This is a genomic window from Sphingopyxis sp. (assembly GCF_016463645.1).
Taxonomy (GTDB): domain Bacteria; phylum Pseudomonadota; class Alphaproteobacteria; order Sphingomonadales; family Sphingomonadaceae; genus Sphingopyxis.
In genome coordinates this window covers 17561-35720 of record NZ_JAEMQX010000004.1, presented here as the reverse complement: position 1 = coordinate 35720, position 18160 = coordinate 17561, and the positions used below count along the sequence as shown (strand labels likewise).

The window sequence follows — 18160 nt, the reverse complement described above, 5'->3', positions numbered from 1 at the left end:
AATGTTGCGATGAGTCTGGCACCGATCACCAAGCGGACAAAGCTTGGCATCATTTCGTATGATTATCGCCATCTGAAAACCGAGCAGGTCGCGCTGGGCCTGCATGCGCGCGGGTTCGAAGCGCTGACCTTCTATACGCTGCCGTTCGCACCGCGTCCGGGCCGCGAGATTTTGTTCGAGCACCGCCCGGACATGAGTGGCGGTGCGCATACGCGGTCGGTTGCCGAAGCGGTCGGCGCCCGCTTCGTTGCCTGCGCGGCGGCCGATCAGATTCCTGCCGACGAGGCCGATCTGTTCCTCGTGGCGGGCGCGGGTATCCTGCCGCCCGCCTTTGTCGGCGCGACGCGGGGGAGAGTGATCAATATCCATCCCGGCATCATCCCGCTGGTTCGCGGCCTCGACGCGTTCAAATGGGCGATCGTCGACGGCATGCCGATGGGCGTGACGATGCACACGATCGACGAGGAAGCCGACGCGGGCGAGGTGCTGTCGATCGTCGAGACGCCGTTGTTCGAGACCGACACCTTGGAATCCTTCGCGCAGCGGCACTATGAAATCGAAATCATGATGGCCGTGAATTTCGATGAGTTCGTGGCCGGCGCTGCCGATCCCGGGGCATATGACGTTCGTCCCGCACGGATGCGCATGCCGCTGGCGGTGCAGGAACAGCTCCGGCCGGCATTCGAAGACTATAAGGCCCGATTTGCCGCGGGGCGGAAATAAGGCGGTTCCTCGCCACCGTTCGCGCGTCCCCGCATTCATTCACGGAGATTTTATGGTTGCTGTCCCCTTTGTCGATCTTCACGCGCAATATCTGTCGATCAAGACCGAGATCGACGAGGCGATCGCGCGCGTCATCGCGACCAGCAGCTTCGTGCGCGGTCCCGACGTCGAAAGTTTCGAGGCCGAATATTCGCGGTTGATGGGAGCGGAACATACGGTGTCGTGCGCGAACGGCACCGACGCGATCTACATCGCGATGAAGGCGCTCGGCATCAAGCCCGGCGACGAGGTGATCACCACCGCACAGACGTGGATATCGACGTCGGAGACGATCGGGCAGCACGGCGCGAAGCCGATCTTCGTCGATATCGACCCCGTCACCTCGACGATCGACGTGTCGAAGATCGAGGAAAAGATCACGAGCCGCACCGTCGGCATCATCCCGGTCCATCTCTATGGCCAGATGGCCGACATGCCCGCGATCATGGCGATTGCCGAAAGGCGCGGCCTGTGGGTCATCGAGGATTGCGCGCAGGCGCATCTCGCGGCGATCGACGGCCGCAAGGCCGGCAGCTTCGGCAACATTGCGACCTGGTCCTTCTATCCGGGCAAGAATCTGGGCGCGATGGGCGATGCGGGCGCGATCACGACCGACGACGCCGCGCTGGCGCGCCACATGGCGTGCTTCGCGCGCCACGGCGGGCTGGTGAAGGGCGATCACGAGATGGAAGGCATCAATTCGCGCCTCGACGGGCTGCAGGCGGCGATCCTGAACGTGAAGCTGCCGCGCCTCGCGGGCTGGACGGCGCGGCGCCGCGCGATCGCGAAACGTTATGACGGACTGTTGTCGGGCATAGCCGGCGTCGCGCTTCCCACCGAGGTTGCGGGGCGCGAGCATGTCTATCACCTTTATGTGATCGAAGCCGACGATCGCGACGGTCTTGCCGCGGCGCTCAAGGATCGCGGGGTTCCGACCGTCGTGAATTACAAGCGCGCTCTTCCGTTCCTGCCATGCTATGCGCATCTCGGCCACCGGCCGGAGGATTTTCCGGTCGCGCATCGCCTGCAGGACCGCATCCTCTCGCTTCCGATCTTCGCCGAACTGACCGAAGCGCAGCAGGATCATGTCGCGGCGTCGGTGCGCGAGGCGGCGGCCTAGAACGGACGGCGCGTGACGGCAACGGCTTCGAGGCGCTCGACGGTTCGCGATCTGCTGACCGTCATGTCGGGAACGGCGGGGGCACAGGCGATCGGCCTGCTGATCCTGCCGGTGCTCGCGCGTGTCTTCGTTCCCGAAGCCTTTGGCGTCTTCCAGCTCTACCTGTCGCTCCTGATCTTCTGCAGCGTCGGGATCGCGCTGCGCATCGAGCTGACGCTCGTTTCGCGCCACGACGATGAGGTCCACCATACGCTCGCCTCGCTGTTCGGACTGGTGCTCGTCGTCGCGCTGTTCGTCACGGCCGCGCTGTCGCTGTACAGCGCGTTCGGTGCGAGCCTCGGCTTTCCGGCGGCGTTGCTGGGCCTGGGGTTGATCGGCAACGGCTGCATCCAGATTGCGTCCTACAAGCTGATCCGCGACCAGAGCTTTTCGCGCCTCGCAAAACTGAAGGTCGGGCAGGTTCTGATATATGCGCTCGTCGCATTGGCGATGGCGGCGCTGAACCCGACGCTGTGGGGGATCATCGTCGCCGACGTGATCGGTCGCCTGACGGCGGGAGCCTACGGGCTTTTTGCGGTCCAGCCCACGAAAGCCGAGCGGACGGCGCCGCTCGTCCGGCTGCGCGGATTGCCATCCTTCGTGCGGCAGAACTGGGAGCTCGCGATCATCTCGCTGCCCGGCGCGCTCGCCAATTCGGGCGGGGCGATGCTGACCCCGTTCATGATATTTCACGTCTTCGGCGCGGCTGCCGCGGGGCAGTACGGCCTGGTCGATCGCGCCATGGGCGTTCCCGTCGCGATGATCGTCGTCGCGGGGAGCCAGGTCTTTCTGGGGCGGGTTACCGAACAGATCCGGGCCGGGAATCGTGCGGCAGTGCTGAATATATTCGTGAAGATCGTGGTTGCGGGTGCCGTCATCTGCGGCGTGGGTGTCCTCGTTGCACGCGCCTTGATCCCCTTCGCGTTCGATATCGCTTTCGGACCGGGATGGGGACCCGCGATCGAAATCGCCCGGATCATGATCTTCGGCTACGCCGTCGCGCTGGTCATGGGGATCGTCAACCAGACGCTGATTGCGCTGCGCGCCTTTCGGCTCCAGTCGGCGTGGGACTTCGGCTGGCCGGTGTGTATCGGGCTTGCGTGGATTCTCGTCGTGACGCAGGGCCTCGACCTCTACACGGCGATCAGCCTCCACGCGGCGGCGGTTTCGCTGCTCGGGTTGATCTTCATCCTGCTGTGCATCGCGAAGCTGCGCGGCGCATCGACGCCCGAAGCTGCGGAGGCCTGATCATGTGCGGCATTGCCGGTATTCTGGACAAGGGCGGCCCCGTCGATCAGGCGGTCCTCGAGCGGCTCGGCGTGTCGCTGTCGCATCGTGGCCCCGACGGCCAGCAGATATGGGTTTCGGAGGACCGGCAGTGCGGCTTCGTCCATGCGCGGCTGGCGATCATCGATACCGAGGCGCGCTCCGATCAGCCCTTCGTCAGCGACGACGGACGCTATACGATCGTTTTTAACGGCGAGATTTTCAACTTCCTCGAGCTGCGCGCCGAGCTGGAGACGCTGGGTGCGCGCTTCCGCACCGAGGGGGACACCGAGGTTCTGCTGCAAAGCTACATCGCCTGGGGGCCGGCGATGTTGCCCAGGCTCAACGGGATGTGGGCGCTGGCGATCCGCGACAATGCCGACGGGTCGATCTTCTTCGCGCGCGACCGGTTCGGGATCAAACCCTTGCTTTATGCCCAACGGGGCGAGCGCTTTGCCTTTGCGTCCGAAGTCCGGGCGCTGCTCGATGTGCCGTGGGTAAACCGCGCGCCGGCGATGGATGTCGCGCGCCGCCTGCTGTTCGATCCCTTTGGCATCGAAGCGTCGGAATATACGCTTCACGAGGGAATTCGGCGCTTGCCGGGCGGCCATCATGCGAAGCTCGCGGACGGCCGCCTGTCGGTCACGCGCTGGTGGGTGACGGCGGACCATCTCGGCCGATCACGGCCCGCTTCGATGGAAGATGCTGCCGAACAGTTTCGCGAACTTTTTCTCGACTCCACGCGGCTCCGCATGCGCAGCGACGTGGCGATCGGCAGCTGCCTGTCGGGCGGTTTCGATTCGACCGCGGTGGTTTCGGCGATGGCGCATATCGCGGCCGGCGGCGGCGCGCATGACCGCGAAAGTGAAGACTGGCGCCACGCCTTTATCGCGACCTTCAGCGGACAGCCGCAGGATGAAACACCGGAGGCGACCGAAGCCGCGCGCTACGCCGGGGTCACGCCCCATTTCTTCGATCTCGGGCACGATGACGGGGGCGAACTCGCCGATGTGGTGCTCGATAGCCTCGACGATGTCTACATCAGCCTGCTGACCGCGCCCTGGCGCATCTATCAGGAGGTCCGTCGCGGCGGGGTTCGCGTCACGCTCGACGGACATGGCGCCGACGAGATGATCGGCGGCTATCGCCAGGGCGGGCGCAATCTGGCGTTCGCGCTGCGCAACCTGATCGGCGATCAGGCGGGCAGCGCGGCCTTCTCGCGGTTCAGCGACACGGCGAAGCTCGCCGCGCTGCGCATCGATCGCAGCCATTTTCTGCGCGGCCATGGTTTCGGCGCGCCCGAGCGCATGCCGATCGCGGCCTATCGCGATGAATTGCCCGCCGATTATTCGGGGTTCGACCGGCGACTCTATGCGATGTTCCACGGCAGCGTACTGCCGACGATCCTGCGCAATTTCGACCGGCTTTCGATGGCGCATGGGGTCGAGGTCCGCATGCCCTTCATGGACTGGCGTCTCGTCACCCACGCGATGAGCCTGCCGGCAGACATGAAATCCGACGATACGCACTCCAAGCTCGTCGCGCGGCATGCGATGGCGGGCATCATGCCCGAATCGATCCGGACCGCCACCCGCAAGGTCGGCTTCAATTCGCAGATGCCGGCCTGGCTCAACGGATCGCTCGGGCGCTGGGTGGACGGCGTGCTGTCGACGCCGCACGGTGCGTTCGACGAACTGGTCGATCGTGCGGCGTTGCGCGCGCGGGTTTCGGCGCTGACGGCGCGCGGAGCCTGGGACTGGACCTCGGTCGGAAGGCTCTGGCCTTACATCAACCTCAAATGGTATCTGGACCGGCGATGCCCATGACCGCGCTTGCCAAGTTGAAACCGAATGATGAGATCGCGGCGGGCGGACGATCGCTCGCCGGCGGGCTCGTGCGTTATGTGCTGGCACTCCTTTACGCCTTCGCGCTCTGCTATGCCTATGACGTGATATCGGACTGGTGGGCCTATTTCGGCTTCACCTATCTGCTCGATGACGAGTGGATGCTCTATGCGGCCTGCATCGTGGCGGCGCTTCCCGCGGTGTTGCTCTCGCCGCGCCCGTCGACGTTCGCCCAGGCATCATCCTGGTTCCTCTACATCCTCGTCTTCCTGCCGTGCATGCTGGTGACGGTGATGCAGTTTTCGGGCGGCACCGACGCCGTGATCAAGGTTTTCGCTTCGATCTTCATCGCGTGCCTGCTGTTCATGGTGATCGCCCGCGGCGAAGTCAGCAGATGGAATATTCCGGAAATTCCGGCCCGGGCATTCTGGCTCGGCCTTCTCGGCCTATGGCTCGTATTGATGACGCTCGTTCTGTACTCGTTCCGCACGTCATTCCAGATCGTCGGTAGCGACGATATCTACAATCAGCGCTTCATCGGCGCGAGCGTTGTCGGCAATCCCATCGTTCGTTATTCGATCGCGCTGCTTGCCAGCTCGATCAATCCGTTCATGATCGGCCTCGGCCTTTTCACCAGACGATATTGGGTCACCGGCCTGGGGATCGGATCGCAGGTCGTGCTGTTCGGTACGCTTGCGGCAAAGGCCGTCCTGCTCTCGCCCGTCTTTGTGGTCGGCGTCTATTTCCTCGGCGACCGCCAGAATCGGATGCGGGGGAACCTGCTGCTTGTCGGCTTGCTCGGCGTCTTCGTCGTTACCAGCCCGTTGCTCGCTACCTATAATCCGATCGGCACCGATCTCGATCAGCTCACTTCGCTGATCTATATGCGCACGCTGTTGATCTCGGGCGCGACATTCGGCGTGTACGAACAGTTTTTCGCCATCTACCCGCTGACCTATTTTTCGAACAACAACATCATTTCGTGGTTTATTACCTACCCCTACGGCGACCTCAGCGTCGGGCAGGCGGTCCAGAGTTCGCTCATCGCGCCGACCAGCGCCGACATCGGCGAGCTCAACGCGAATTTCCTTGCGACCGACGGTGTGGCGGCGCTCGGCTTGTGGGGGGTGCCGATCGCCGCAACCTTCTGTGCGCTGATCCTGCGGCTCATGTCGAAATTTCTTCCCGAGGAAAGAACCATGTTGTTCACCGCGTGCGGCACCGGTTTTCTTCTTTCGCTCGCCAATACCAGCTTGCTGACCTCGCTCGTGACCGGCGGCGGTCTTATTTTGACGGCTCTCGTCGCCGCCGCGCCGCTCAAGCGAAAGTAGCTTCCGATGCGTCTGTTCCAGAATAGCGGAGTGTATCGCTCCTACCGCCCGCGCCTCGATCGGCTGACGCGCGATTGCGGCACCTTCGACGCCGCCATATCGGCGTTCCTCGACGATCGTTTCGGCGCCGCACATCTGCTGAAACCGATCCTCGAACGCGATCCGTCCGCCTTTTTCGCCAATGGCGACGATGAATATTCGCAGCGATTGTGGGCAAAGGAAAACGGGCTGCCGGTATCGGCGACGCTGTCCGATATCCTGCTGGCGCAGATCGAGGAGCATCGCACCGAGGTCTTCTACAACATCGACCCGATGCGCTATGGCGACAGCTTCCTTGCGCGTTTGCCGGGGAGCGTTCGAAGGACGATCGCGTGGCGAGCAGCGCCGTCGGAAGGCGGCCAGTTTCTGAAGCATGATCTGGTCGTAAACAACTTCCCCGCGATCCTCGCTGCCTATCGCGATCAAGGGGCGAACACGGCCGCCTTCTTTCCGGCGCACGATCCCGTAATGGACGGTTATGCCGCACGGGAGGACCGGGACATCGATCTGCTTTTCGTCGGAAGCTATTCGCGATACCATCTCAGGCGCGCCGCAATGCTAGAGGCCATTGCGAGCCTTCGCGGAACCGCCAATGTCGTGATGTTTCTCGACCGGTCGCGTTTCACGCGGCTTGCCGAAACGCCGCTGGGCTGGGTGGGGCCGCTGCGCGAGCACCGCCGTCCCCCGAATATCCGGCGGGTAGCGCAGGGTCCCGTATTCGGGCGCGACCTGTTAAGCGCCATCGGCCGCGCAAAAATCGTCGTGAACGGCGCCATCGACATGGTGGGTACCGAGCGCGGGAACATGCGCGTATGGGAGGCAATGGGCTGCGGCGCCGCGTTGCTGAGCGACACCGGAAGCTATCCTGAGCATATGCGCGCCGATGTGCATTTCGAAACCTATGCCAATTCCGAACAAGTCGTCGAAAAGGCGCTGGGTCTTCTGGCAGATGACAGCCGCCGGCAGAAAATGGCCGGGGAGGGCTATGCGATGATTTCGACCGCCTATTCCAAGACAGCGCAATGGGAAGCGTTCGCGCTTCTGGCGAGCTGATCGGAAGCGGTATGTTGCATAAGCTCAACGCCGGGGCGTTCCAGCGCCTCATCGCGCGCCTCCGGGGGCGACCGACCGCCGCCCTCGGGGCCGGCGCGCGTCTGTTCCCGACGGCGCGGATATACAATATGGGAACCGAGAACAGCGATATCTCGATTGGCGAAGGCTCGCTGGTTCGGGGCGAACTGCTTCGCTTCGCGCACGGCGGCCGCATCACGATCGGCCGACATTGCTACATCGGCGAAGGCAGCCGGATCTGGTCGGGTGCGAGCATCTCGATCGGCGACCATGTGCTGATCGCGCACAACGTCTCGATTTTCGACAATCTGACCCACCCCATGGATTGGCGGTCGCGTCGTCGTCACTTTGAATCCATCGCCTTTGCAGGGCATCCGCACGATATCGATCTCGGCGACCGGCCCGTGACCATAGGGGACGACGCCTGGATCGGTGCGCATGCACTGGTCTTGCGCGGTGTGACCATCGGACCGCGCGCGGTCGTCGCCGCCGGATCGGTCGTCACGCGCGACGTTCCCGCCGATACGATCGTCGGAGGCAATCCCGCCGCCGTAATCCGTGAAATCCAGGCCGAGCCCCTCAACGAAAGCGAAGAAACCCAATGCTGAGCCGTCAACTGAATCTCGTCCGTCGCCTCGCGCGGAATCTGCGCGATCTGGACAAGATTCTGATCAATCAGGGCCGCATCCTTTCGCGCGACTATGCCGAACGCCGTTTCGCCGACATCAGCGAGGCCGAGTTCCAGATTTTCTCGCAATGGGGGGAGGACGGGATCATCCAGTATCTGGTCCGGAATCTGGCGATCGAGCACAAGACCTTCGTCGAATTCGGCGTCGAGACCTTCATCGAAGCCAATTGCCGTTACCTGATGCTCAAGGATTTCTGGCAAGGCATGGTCATCGACGGGTCGCCCGAAAATATAGCCAAGATCCGGCAGTCGGAAATCCATTGGAAATACCGGCTCACGGCGCTCGAAGCCTTTATTTCAAAGGACAATATCGCCGAACTGATAGCCCGCGCGCCGTTCAGCGACGTCGGCATCCTGTCGGTCGATATCGACGGCGTCGACTATTTCGTCCTCGAAGCGCTCGGTCATCTGCAGCCTTCGATCATCATCGTCGAATATAACGGGCTGTTCGGCCCGACGGCCCGGGTATCGGTGCCCTATGATCCCGCATTCCAGCGGTCGAAGGCACATCATTCGAACCTCTATTATGGCGCGAGCATTGCCGCGTTCGACCATCTGCTGTCCGGGCGCGGCTATTCGCTGGTCGGCGGCAATTCCGGCGGCAACAACGCCTTCTTCGTCCGCAACGACTTGCTCAACGACAAGATTCGCGCCGTTCCGGTGGCGGCGGCGTTCCGCGAGACTCCCTTCGCAGAAGGGCGCGATACCGACGGTACATTGAATCTCGTTCGCGGGAAGGATCGGCGGAATCTGGTTGCAGACCTGCCGCTCGTCGATGTGGCGAGCGGGGATATGCTGCGCGTGGCGGATCTTCCACCGGATTGATCGCGTGCGCGGTTGCGACCGGCCCGCGGATCAGCGCGCCGGTGTCACCCCGCCAGCGTCGCTTCGGCGGGCCCGCCCGGCGGGACGTGAGGTCCGGTCTTCTTGCGCATACGCTTGCCGGCCCGGATCATCGGTTGCTCGATGAGAAAATAGGACAGGGCGGCGAACAGGTACGAAAAGAACACGGCGCCCGCCGTCGCGAGAACCGGGTTCGCGAGAAGGTCGTGCGCCGCGTAACCGGCCAGCGTGTGCCAGACGTAGAGCGAATAGCTGAGCTTGCCGGTCCAGACGGCGGCGGGGTGATTCAGGGCGGCAATTGCGAGGCGATGCCGGGGCGAGAAGACCACCGCCGCAATCATGACCAATATCGGGAAGCCGAGCATCGGCCACCGGAGTGCCGTCTTCAAAGCGGGGTCGCGTATCAGGATGAAGCCTGCGGCCAGGACGACGAACGCGAGCGCCAGCATCCAGTAGCGGTCGGCCAGCATCACGATCCGCTGGCCCGCCGGAATTTCACACATGGCAGCGAGCAGGACGCCGAGCGCGATCGAGTCGATCCGGTACTGCGTCAGCATCCCGAAATAGTGCGTTCCGATGAGTTCGGGATGGGCGCTTGCCATCAGATAGCGCGCCGCCGTGCACGCCACGATCACGACGATCGCGAGAATGGCGACCCGTTCGGCCTTCTTGAGGAAGAAGAAAATCACCGGAAAGAAGAGGTAGAAATGCTCCTCGACCGAGAGCGACCAGAAAACCTGAAATGCCTCGAAATCCAGTGGTTGTCCGGTCAGCTCCTTGTGAACGATCAGGAAGTTCGCGTAATAGAACAACGCGGCAAAGGCTTCGTCGAGGCTGAAATGCCCGTACCGGAAATAGCTCACGGTGACGGCAAACAGAGTGAAGACCACCAGCACCGGATAAAGCCTGAAGAATCTCCTGAGATAGAAGTCCTTTATGCTTATCTCGCGCCGGTTCTGTTCGGCGAACAGAAGGCGGGTGATCAGGAAGCCGCTGATGATGAAGAACAGGAAGACCCCGTAACCGCCAGGGCCGTGCGGCGCGACGAAATGTGTGAAGAGCACCGCGGCGATCGATATGGCACGCAGCCCGTCGAGGCTCGGAACATGCTCATAACTTGCCGCTATCGTTTTCAGATAGGGCTGGCCGGTGACCGGCTCTTTCCCCGCGTCGCTGTTCGAGTTCACGTGCATTCTATCGCCACCTGATGATCCCACCGCTGCGAGGTCCGCGCCCGGGAATTATTCCGCCAGAACGAGCAGGCTGAAACCGCCGAACGTTCGCGCGGCGAGCCCCCTGGACATTGCCGCGACGAGCTGGCGCGGCAGGCGCATGAGTTTCGTCCTGAGTTCGACGGCATGGTCGAGCGACACGCTGGTATAGTGTTCGTCGACGACCTTGAGGCCCGCATGTTCGATCGTCGCCAGCGCCGTCTCGCGCGTGAAATAATGGATATGCCCGACCTCTTCGCGTGCGCGCGTCAGCGTGCCGGGGCGCAGCATGCTCGATACCGAAAGCTCGAGCGGGACGTGGAAGATCTTGTAGCGGGCGACGCTCTTCATCTTCGCAATGAAGCCAAGATAATCGTCGACATGTTCGAACACGTCCATCGCCATCGCGACGTCATAGGGCTCGGCCGGCGGGTTCGCGAGAATGTCGGCATTGTGATAGGCGACACGGTCGGTCGCCTTGGTCTTCGCACGGGCAAAGGCCTGAGGCGAGATCTCATAGCCGTCGAGCTGTTCGATCGCCGGCATCTTGGCCGCAAGCTCGATCAGAATCTGGCCGGCGCCGCAACCGATCTCGGCGAGCCGGCGCGGCGCGATGCCATGCTTTTGCAGCATGCGCTTGGTAAAGTCGGCTTTCCATTCGGAATGCTCTTCGTGCCAGGTCGGGTTGCTGTCGAGATAGCGTCCGTCAGTGTACATGTTCATGCGGATTGTCCCACTATGGCTTTCAGGCGTGCGGTGCCGGATCGGACCGCTCGCCCAATATTTCCGAATATATCCGGATAGATTCTTCGGCCGACCGATCCCAGTTGAAAATGTCGATCGCGCGCTGGCGGCCCGCCGTTCCCATGCGGCGGCGCAGCGCCGGATCGGCAGCGAGCCGGTCGAGTTCGCGCGCGAGGCCGTCGGCGTCGCCCGAGGCGATGAGCGCACCGGTCTCTTCCGTCACCTCGAACGGGATTCCGCCGATCCGCGTCGCGACCACGGGCAGCCGGCTGACCATCGCCTCGAGAATGACGAGCGGCAGCGTGTCGGCGCGCGAGGGGAAAGCGAAAATGTCGCACGACTGGTAAAGCCCCTTGAGCTCGTCGCGCGACAGGAAATCGGTAAAGATGGCGCGGCCCGACGCCATGTCGAAACCCGCGTCGGCCAGCATCGCCCGATGTTCCTCGGGCGACCGGATACCGCCGCCGATCACCGCGACGGCGTCCTCGCGCATGCGGGTCATCGCCTTCAGCAGCACATCGATACCCTTGTTCGGCGTGTGATTGCCGACGAACAGGATCTTGGGCTTGTCAGCCGGGAGGTTGAAGCGCGCGACCGCGGCAATCCGGTCGGACTCGTCAAGATTGTCCAGAAACCAGGGATCGACGCCGTTGGGAACGACGCCGAGGCGGTCCGGCGCGATATCCATGCCGTCGAAGATCGGCGTTTCCTCGGGCGAGAGCATCAACACGCGCGCGGCGCCGCGTGTCGCGCGGACCAGCGGCGCGCGGATCAACCGGTCGATGATCGGCCCCTGCCAGGGCTTGGCCCCGAAGGCGGTGGCATAGTCGTCGAATTCGACGAAGCCGTGGGTCGAAATGACATAGGGAATGCCGCGGGCATCGCAGGCGCGCGCGGCGGCGAGCAGCGCGCCCGGCGGGTGCGGATTATGGATGTGGACGATATCGGGCTTTATCTTGTCGAGCCAGGCGCCGAAATCGACGCGCCAGAACAGCGTCACCAGGCCGCGGGGAACGACGCGACCGATACCGGCGCGCTGAACGGCGTTGGTCGCCTTCAACCGATGGATCGAGAGCGCGCCATCCTGTTCGACACCGTCCGCATCGGCCATTACCAGCATGTGCGTTTCGGCGCGTTCGGCGACGCGTTTCATCAGCTGAATGCCCGCCGAAACCCCGCCGCTGGCCTTGATGCCCGGCGGGGTGATGGCGATGCCGGCAACCCCGATCGTCATGAGGCGCTCAGGAGAGCCGGTCCTGGGCCCGTGTCGCCCAGGCGTTCGCCATGCTCTGGTCGAGTTCGATGGCGGGCACCCAGCCGGTCAGTGACTTCAGCCGGTCGGTCGATGCCTTGAGCATCGGCCGGTCGACGGCGCGCACGCGCGTCGCATCCTGTTCGATGCGGATATCGATATTGGCCGCCCTGGCGATCAGCTTGACGACGTCGCCCACTTCGCGGCTGCGCCCCGTCCCGAGATTGCTGAGTACCGGGGCATCGCCTCCGTTGGCTGCGGCGCCGAGGCGCTGGAAGCCCTCGGCCGCGTCGGACACGTCGATATAGTCGCGATGCGGGAAGAGATTGCCGAGCTTGACGTTGGCGTCGCCCTGATCGAGCTGCTCGATGATCGCGGGAGCAAGATGGGGGTTGGTTTCGCCGCTGCCGACGACGTTGAACAGACGGACGATCACGCCGTCGATCTTGCCGCTTTCGTGGTAATAGCGGACGAACTGTTCGCCGTGATATTTGGTCCAGCCATAGATATCCATCGGCCGTTCGACGCTTTTGCCCTCGACATGGGCATCGTCTTCGGGTGCATAGACCGCGGCGGTCGATGCGAAGACGAAACGCGCGCCCTTCGGCGTCGCGTCGAGCATGTTGACCGTGCCCGACACGTTGACCGCGACGGCATTGCCCGGATCGCTTTCGCAAAGCGGAATGAAATGGATGGCGGCGAGGTGATAGACGATGTCGGGCCGGATTTCGGCCATCGCCTTTGCGACCGCCTCACGATCGCGGATATCGACGATATGGAGCTTGAACGCGTTCAGCGGAACCATCTGCAGCCGCTGGCCGCCGCTGTCGAGATTGTCGATGACGTGGAGTTCGGCATCGCCCTTTGCGGCCAGCTGGCGGACGAGTTCATGGCCGACATAGCCGAGGCCGCCCGTGATCACTATTTTCTGCATGCTGCTCCGTCGCATTCCAAGTTCAAAATCTGCATCGTCCGTCCGGCTATCTGGCCGAATCGACTAACCGTTGCCGAACCGGAAACGCTCTGCAAGGCGCGCCCACATGATCCATTGGATTTGACTTTACAACCGGCTTTATGGTGGAGCGAAGGGGATTTGCCGGCGCGGACGGGGCCGGAGCATGAAGCGGTTGCCTCGCGGACGTACAGCGCCCAAGCTACTGCAGATGCACGCCGCGCGGGACGGTTTGATGACCGGCGCGGACTGTCAGATGGATGCGGAGTTTCCCGGTGTTGAAAGCTGGCCCTGCGGGTGCGCCCGCCAGATCCTTCGGAATGAGCCGGCGCGCGATGGTCCACGGCGCGCTGGCCGCCGGGCTGGCAGGTCTCGTCGGCGCCGCTGCGCAGGAACCCGCACCCGCCGGCCCCGTCCGCCGGATTGCGCTCGCCGATTTCGGGGGCGGGCCGCTCGTCGGCGACAATAGCGCGGCACTGAGGGCGGCGCTCGCCGAGCTCGCCCGCACCGGCGGCGGTGCCCTTGTCCTGGCGGCGGGCACCCACCGCTTTCTCTCGTCGTCGCTCGGCCAGGGGGGCATCGTCCTGCCCTCGGGCGTCACGCTCAGCGGCGCCGGGCGCGAGCGAACCATTCTCGCGATCACGGGCGACAAGGTCTGCAACCTGTTCGTCGCCACCAATGCCGGCCGGATCGCCGTCGAGGATTTGGCGATCATCGGCAACAATGTCGCGATGGCCGGCGCAACCATCTACGGCAGCGGCAGCGCGATCCGCTGGGTTCTCGACGCGCAGGCGACGGCGGACGTATCGGATTTTGCACTCCGCCGGGTACATCTGGAGAATTTCCGGGGCCCCGATTGGGTGGCGATCGAGAACGCCGCGGGGTTCGATACGGGGCGCGAAATGCGCGGCATCGATATCGCCGATGTCACATTTCGCAGCCGGCCGGGCAATTGCGTCGGAACCGACAATATCAGCCTCAACGCGGCGGTGCTTTGCGTCAACGGTCATTCGGGGGTGATCCGCGACGTCAATGTCAGCCTGTTCAGCGGCGACGCGCGCCACATCAAGTCGGGCGTCATCCTTTACCACGCGGTACTCGACGCGGTGCTCGATCGCGTGACGGTCGCGAACGCCGGGCGCGACGGGATAAGCGACGATGTCGGCGCCTATGCGATCCAGATTTACGACAATGTCTCTCGCATGCAGGGGATCACCGTAAGAAACCCCGTTCTCGCCGCGCCGCGGTCGGCCGGCATATATGTCGCGAGCGCCGCCGGAGTATCGATCGTCGATCCGGTTGTCATCGGGCAGACCGATCGTCGCGACACGAACCTGCCCAAGGCCGCGATCGTGTTCAATGGCGCGCGGCAATGGTCGGTCGAGGGCGGGCGCCTCAGCGGCAACTGGCGCGACCTGCATATCGTGCCGCATGCCTCGGGCGATGCTGCAGCGCCCGCGATCGTCGAGGGCAGCGTGCGCGGCATCCGTGCGGAAGGCGGGGAAAGCGGCATTCTGATCCATCACGCGCGCGGCCATGCGGCAAGGGGGATCGCGATCCGCGATTGTCAATGGCGAACGCGCGGTCGCACCGTGCTCGTCGACAATATTCAGGACGCGCAGACGGCCGCGGCAAATGCCGGCTATGTCAGCGACATCGCCTTTCAAAACTGCCGCTTCGATGCGGGCGCCGGCGCTCGTGCCATTGAAATCTGGGGTGCGCCGGGATTGCCGGCTGGCAATTTCGTCATCGAGGAGTGCATCCTTTCGGGCACCAACCCCCTGTTTGCCCTCGATGTCGGAGGATCGCTCCGCATACGGAAATGCGACGTGCGCGACCTGGGAACGATGCCCGGCATGCCGGCCGCGTCGCTCCGGAACTGCGCCCGGCTGGACCTCAGCGACGCGACCTTCCGGTCGCCGGGGCAGCAGGGCATCGGAATCGATCTCGGCGGGTCGAAGGGGGCGGTTCGCGGACTGCAGTTCTTCGGCGCGTCGCGCACGCTGCCGGCTGGACGCGACGTATCGCAACTCGGTCGCGGACGTCCGGCTTTTGCATGCGACACGGGCCAGTCGATCCAGAATCTCGAACGCGCGTCGGGCGAACCCGCGGCGTGGCGATGTCTGGGCGGCCACCGGTGGGGCGCCGGCTAGCCGGTCAGACGGGTTCCGCCTCGATCAGGGAACGGAACCGGGCCACCACGCTTTCGAACGTATAGCGCGCTTCGACCGCGGCGCGTCCGTTGGCACCGAAGCGTGCGGCTTCTTCGGCGCCCGCGGGGCTGGCGATGCGCATGATCAGCGTCAGCAGCGCCTCGGCATCGCCGGTGGGCAGCACCCAGCCTGCTTTTTCCTCTCCGACCACGAGCGCGAGTTCGGAATCCGCATCGGCAATAGCGATGATCGGAGTGCCCGCCGACAGCACATTATACATGCGGCTGGGCACCGAGAGGCCCTTCATTTCGTCGACGAACGAGATGATCGTTGCCGTCGCGCTGGCCAGCATCGGTCCGAGCAGTTCGCGCGGCTGGCGCGGCAAGAGGCGGATATTCGGCAGTTCGCCGGATGCGATCGCCTGTCCGATGACGTCGGTCTTGCCGCCATAACCCGCGAAGACGAAGAGGATGTCGTCGCGGGTCCCGAGCCGCCGGGCCGCGGCGATGATCGTCTCGACGTCATGCGTGCGGCCGATATTGCCCGAGAACTGGATCACGCAAGGAGCGTCGATCCGGTTCAGATCGAAAAAGGGATTTTCTTCGCGGACAAGCGGCACAACCTCGTCGACGTCGCCCCAATTGGGAATGATCGTGATCCGCCGATGGGCCCCGCGCAGCTTTTGGTGGACGAGGTCGGCCATGTCGCGGCCGAGAACGACGATCGATCCGTACAGCGCGAAGGTCGCCGAAAACAGCCGCTCGAGCAGGCGATAGGGCAGGCTGTCCCGTCGCATGAAGCCCGTCGCCGCAAGCACTTCGGGGTAAACGTCGTGAACCAGAAGATGCGCATCCATGCCCTTCCAGCGCGCGATGAGCCCCACCAGCGGGGGCAGCGTCGGCGGATTGGTCACGATGAGCAGGCGGTCGCCGCGGCGGAAATGGAAAAGCGCGAACCAGGCTACCGACAGCGTCAGCGTGACGATGTTGAGCGCGCGCATGAGCAGTCGGTCCTTGCCGAAATGCGTCGCGCGCACGCGGTGGATCCGTACGCCGCCCCGCTCTTCGCGCGCCGGCGCACGCACGCCATGTTCGCTGTAGGTCGGCTGGCCGCAGACGACCTCGACCGGCATGGACGTGGCAAGGCCCTCGGCGATGCGCGTCAGGAAATAGCCGGTCGATGTCTGTTCGGGATAATAGAGTTCGGATACGACCCAGAGGCGGCGGTCAGACGTCATATTTTCCTTCGGTGATCAGCGGAGGGCGGCTTCGGCGATGTCGCGGTACAGCCGCGACGCGATGCCATAGCCGATCGCAAGATTGTCCGCGTCGGCGAGATGGCTGTCGGCGAATAGCCGCGCGGCGAGGGCAGGCGCAACCCGTTCCGCCGTGCGTGTCGCGATGCGAGGCAAGGGGAGACGGAAGAGCGTTTCCGGCCGTGACACGGCCGCCCGGGCATAGGTGAAGGGCACGGGGTCCGCAGCGAACCGGACGCCGGGGCGAAAATCGTCGCAAAGCGCCGCGACGACTTCGGCCGACAGGTCGGCGCTGATCATTGCGCGCGAAACATCGGCAGCGGGGACCGGCAGCACGCGCAGGCGCGTCCAGAGTCTGAGGAGCTGCCCCAGCTTGCCGAGCGAATCCGGGGCGTAGATCAGGGGGAGGCGGAGCGTCGCCACGGCGAAACCGTCGCCGTTCATCGCCAGCAGGGCGGTATCGGCTTCGAGTTTCGAACAGCCATAGACGCTTGTCGGAGCGGCGGGCGTCGTCGCGTCGATCAGCCGCGCGCCCCCATAGACCGAGAAGGATGAGATGTGGATCATCCGCCGCACGCCCGCCGTTCGCGCCGCGCTGGCGAGCGCGAGCGGGATCTCGACATTGACCCGCTGCAGCAGCGCTGCGTCGCCGACGCTGGTCCCGACGCAATTGATCACATATCCGATGCCGTCGAATATCGGTTCCGGAAGCAGGCCATAGTCTTCGACCGTTGTTTCGCGGGCCAGTCCCGACGGCCGGCGCGATACAATGCGCGCGCGTTCGCCCAGCAGTGGAGCGAGCGACGTCGCGATACGGCTGCCTCCTCCGACTATCAGGATGTTGTCGCGCCGCGCCGCCATGGCGGTCGCTATACACAGGCCGCCCGACAAAAACAGCCCTTCCCCGGCCGGAAGGAAGCGCGTATGCGAGCGCCCGTCCGGTACCGATATCATGGGGTCAAGGTGAAGCGTGCAATCGATCTGGTGCTGGTGATTGCGGGCGGATTCCTGTTGCTGCCGATCGCTCTTGGCGTCGCACTGGCCGTCAAATTCACTTCGTCCGGGCCCGCACTCTACTGGTCCGACCGCGTGGGGCGCGGCGGGGCAATCTTTCGCATGCCGAAGTTCCGCACGATGAAGGTCGGCACGCCCGCCGTGCCGACGCATCTGATGGTCGATGCCGCTTCCGCGCTGACGCCGATCGGCGGCTTCCTTCGCCGCACCAGCCTCGACGAAATTCCGCAGCTCTGGAGCGTATTGGCCGGCGACATGAGTTTCGTCGGTCCGCGTCCGGCGCTGTTCAACCAGGACGATCTGATCGCGCTGCGTCGGGAGCAGGGCGTGGACACGCTTCGTCCGGGCATCACCGGATGGGCGCAAGTCAATGGTCGCGACGAGCTTCCCATACCCGTGAAAGTGGCTTTCGACCGCGAGTATCTCGATCGCCAATCGCTGCTTTTCGATCTCGGCATCATATTGCGTACGGCGGGGAAGTTGCTTGGCGACAAGTCCGTAATGCACTAAACATCGCTGCTCGGCCGCGTAACTATTTGAAATGCCGCCTGTCAGAAGGGACAGATATTTTTCCCG

General features: G+C 64.0%; 16 protein-coding genes. 10 read left to right on the top strand and 6 right to left on the bottom strand.

The window, feature by feature from the left end; translation table 11 throughout:
* Positions 1–9 precede the first annotated feature (9 nt).
* The 8 genes from JHC57_RS02255 (at position 10) to JHC57_RS02220 (ending at position 8985) form a co-directional block, all read left to right on the top strand.
* Positions 10–723 carry a formyltransferase family protein gene (locus JHC57_RS02255; protein WP_294028295.1) on the top strand — a complete coding sequence of 238 codons (714 nt, stop codon included), beginning with the start codon at positions 10–12 and terminating at the stop codon, positions 721–723.
* 52 nt (positions 724–775) lie between these two features.
* Positions 776–1882, top strand: a complete 1107-nt coding sequence (locus JHC57_RS02250; protein WP_294028294.1) for a DegT/DnrJ/EryC1/StrS aminotransferase family protein — start codon at positions 776–778, stop codon at positions 1880–1882.
* 12 nt (positions 1883–1894) lie between these two features.
* The gene (locus JHC57_RS02245; protein ID WP_294028292.1) at positions 1895–3169 is read left to right on the top strand and encodes an oligosaccharide flippase family protein; all 1275 of its coding nucleotides are present in this window, start codon (positions 1895–1897) and stop codon (positions 3167–3169) included.
* A 2-nt stretch (positions 3170–3171) separates the two neighbouring features.
* Positions 3172–5013 carry an asparagine synthase (glutamine-hydrolyzing) gene (gene asnB / locus JHC57_RS02240; protein ID WP_294028290.1) on the top strand — a complete coding sequence of 614 codons (1842 nt, stop codon included), beginning with the start codon at positions 3172–3174 and terminating at the stop codon, positions 5011–5013.
* Entirely contained in the window at positions 5010–6362 is a 1353-nt protein-coding gene (locus tag JHC57_RS02235; RefSeq protein ID WP_294028288.1) for a hypothetical protein, read from the top strand. Before asnB ends, JHC57_RS02235 begins: the two co-directional genes overlap by 4 nt.
* 6 nt (positions 6363–6368) lie before the next feature.
* Positions 6369–7454 (top strand): glycosyltransferase, encoded by a 1086-nt coding sequence (locus JHC57_RS02230; protein ID WP_294028286.1) that lies wholly within the window; start codon positions 6369–6371, stop codon positions 7452–7454.
* A 128-nt stretch (positions 7455–7582) separates the two neighbouring features.
* Positions 7583–8080, top strand: a complete 498-nt coding sequence (locus JHC57_RS02225; protein WP_294028285.1) for a DapH/DapD/GlmU-related protein — start codon at positions 7583–7585, stop codon at positions 8078–8080.
* Positions 8074–8985: a hypothetical protein gene (locus JHC57_RS02220; RefSeq protein WP_294028283.1), complete on the top strand. Its 912-nt coding sequence runs from the start codon at positions 8074–8076 to the stop codon at positions 8983–8985. Before JHC57_RS02225 ends, JHC57_RS02220 begins: the two co-directional genes overlap by 7 nt.
* A 44-nt stretch (positions 8986–9029) precedes the next feature.
* Here the strand turns inward: JHC57_RS02220 and JHC57_RS02215 are convergent, their stop codons facing one another.
* From JHC57_RS02215 to JHC57_RS02200, 4 genes are read right to left on the bottom strand one after another with little or no spacing between them, the layout of a single operon-like run.
* Complete coding sequence (locus JHC57_RS02215; protein ID WP_294028281.1) at positions 9030–10190, bottom strand: acyltransferase; 1161 nt, start codon at positions 10188–10190, stop codon at positions 9030–9032.
* A 54-nt stretch (positions 10191–10244) separates the two neighbouring features.
* Positions 10245–10937 carry a bifunctional 2-polyprenyl-6-hydroxyphenol methylase/3-demethylubiquinol 3-O-methyltransferase UbiG gene (locus JHC57_RS02210; protein WP_294028279.1) on the bottom strand — a complete coding sequence of 231 codons (693 nt, stop codon included), beginning with the start codon at positions 10935–10937 and terminating at the stop codon, positions 10245–10247.
* A 22-nt stretch (positions 10938–10959) separates the two neighbouring features.
* Positions 10960–12192: a glycosyltransferase family 4 protein gene (locus JHC57_RS02205; protein WP_294028278.1), complete on the bottom strand. Its 1233-nt coding sequence runs from the start codon at positions 12190–12192 to the stop codon at positions 10960–10962.
* 7 nt (positions 12193–12199) lie between these two features.
* Positions 12200–13144, bottom strand: coding sequence for an NAD(P)-dependent oxidoreductase (locus JHC57_RS02200; protein ID WP_294028276.1), 945 nt, complete (start codon positions 13142–13144; stop codon positions 12200–12202).
* 338 nt (positions 13145–13482) lie between these two features.
* On the opposite strand from JHC57_RS02200, the gene JHC57_RS02195 reads away from it, so the two are divergent.
* Positions 13483–15315, top strand: coding sequence for a hypothetical protein (locus JHC57_RS02195; protein WP_294028275.1), 1833 nt, complete (start codon positions 13483–13485; stop codon positions 15313–15315).
* Between the two features lie 4 nt (positions 15316–15319).
* On the opposite strand, the gene JHC57_RS02190 is transcribed toward JHC57_RS02195, so the two are convergent.
* Entirely contained in the window at positions 15320–16552 is a 1233-nt protein-coding gene (locus JHC57_RS02190) for a glycosyltransferase family 4 protein (RefSeq protein ID WP_294028273.1), read from the bottom strand.
* A 15-nt stretch (positions 16553–16567) separates the two neighbouring features.
* Positions 16568–17431 carry an NAD-dependent epimerase/dehydratase family protein gene (locus tag JHC57_RS02185; protein WP_294028272.1) on the bottom strand — a complete coding sequence of 288 codons (864 nt, stop codon included), beginning with the start codon at positions 17429–17431 and terminating at the stop codon, positions 16568–16570.
* Positions 17432–17533: 102 nt separating this feature from the next.
* Here JHC57_RS02185 and JHC57_RS02180 point away from each other — a divergent pair, with 102 nt between their 5' ends.
* Entirely contained in the window at positions 17534–18094 is a 561-nt protein-coding gene (locus tag JHC57_RS02180; RefSeq protein WP_294028270.1) for a sugar transferase, read from the top strand.
* The last annotated feature ends 66 nt before the right edge of the window (positions 18095–18160 follow it).

Coding starts and splice junctions, on each gene's coding strand:
- JHC57_RS02255 (WP_294028295.1), top strand. CDS start 10: ATGAGTCTGGCACCGATCACCAAGCGGACAAAGCTTGGCATCATTTCG.
- JHC57_RS02250 (WP_294028294.1), top strand. CDS start 776: ATGGTTGCTGTCCCCTTTGTCGATCTTCACGCGCAATATCTGTCGATC.
- asnB (WP_294028290.1), top strand. CDS start 3,172: ATGTGCGGCATTGCCGGTATTCTGGACAAGGGCGGCCCCGTCGATCAG.
- JHC57_RS02235 (WP_294028288.1), top strand. CDS start 5,010: ATGACCGCGCTTGCCAAGTTGAAACCGAATGATGAGATCGCGGCGGGC.
- JHC57_RS02230 (WP_294028286.1), top strand. CDS start 6,369: ATGCGTCTGTTCCAGAATAGCGGAGTGTATCGCTCCTACCGCCCGCGC.
- JHC57_RS02225 (WP_294028285.1), top strand. CDS start 7,583: ATGGGAACCGAGAACAGCGATATCTCGATTGGCGAAGGCTCGCTGGTT.
- JHC57_RS02220 (WP_294028283.1), top strand. CDS start 8,074: ATGCTGAGCCGTCAACTGAATCTCGTCCGTCGCCTCGCGCGGAATCTG.
- JHC57_RS02210 (WP_294028279.1), bottom strand. CDS start 10,937: ATGAACATGTACACTGACGGACGCTATCTCGACAGCAACCCGACCTGG.
- JHC57_RS02205 (WP_294028278.1), bottom strand. CDS start 12,192: ATGACGATCGGGGTTGCCGGCATCGCCATCACCCCGCCGGGCATCAAG.
- JHC57_RS02200 (WP_294028276.1), bottom strand. CDS start 13,144: ATGCAGAAAATAGTGATCACGGGCGGCCTCGGCTATGTCGGCCATGAA.
- JHC57_RS02195 (WP_294028275.1), top strand. CDS start 13,483: ATGAGCCGGCGCGCGATGGTCCACGGCGCGCTGGCCGCCGGGCTGGCA.
- JHC57_RS02190 (WP_294028273.1), bottom strand. CDS start 16,552: ATGACGTCTGACCGCCGCCTCTGGGTCGTATCCGAACTCTATTATCCC.
- JHC57_RS02185 (WP_294028272.1), bottom strand. CDS start 17,431: ATGGCGGCGCGGCGCGACAACATCCTGATAGTCGGAGGAGGCAGCCGT.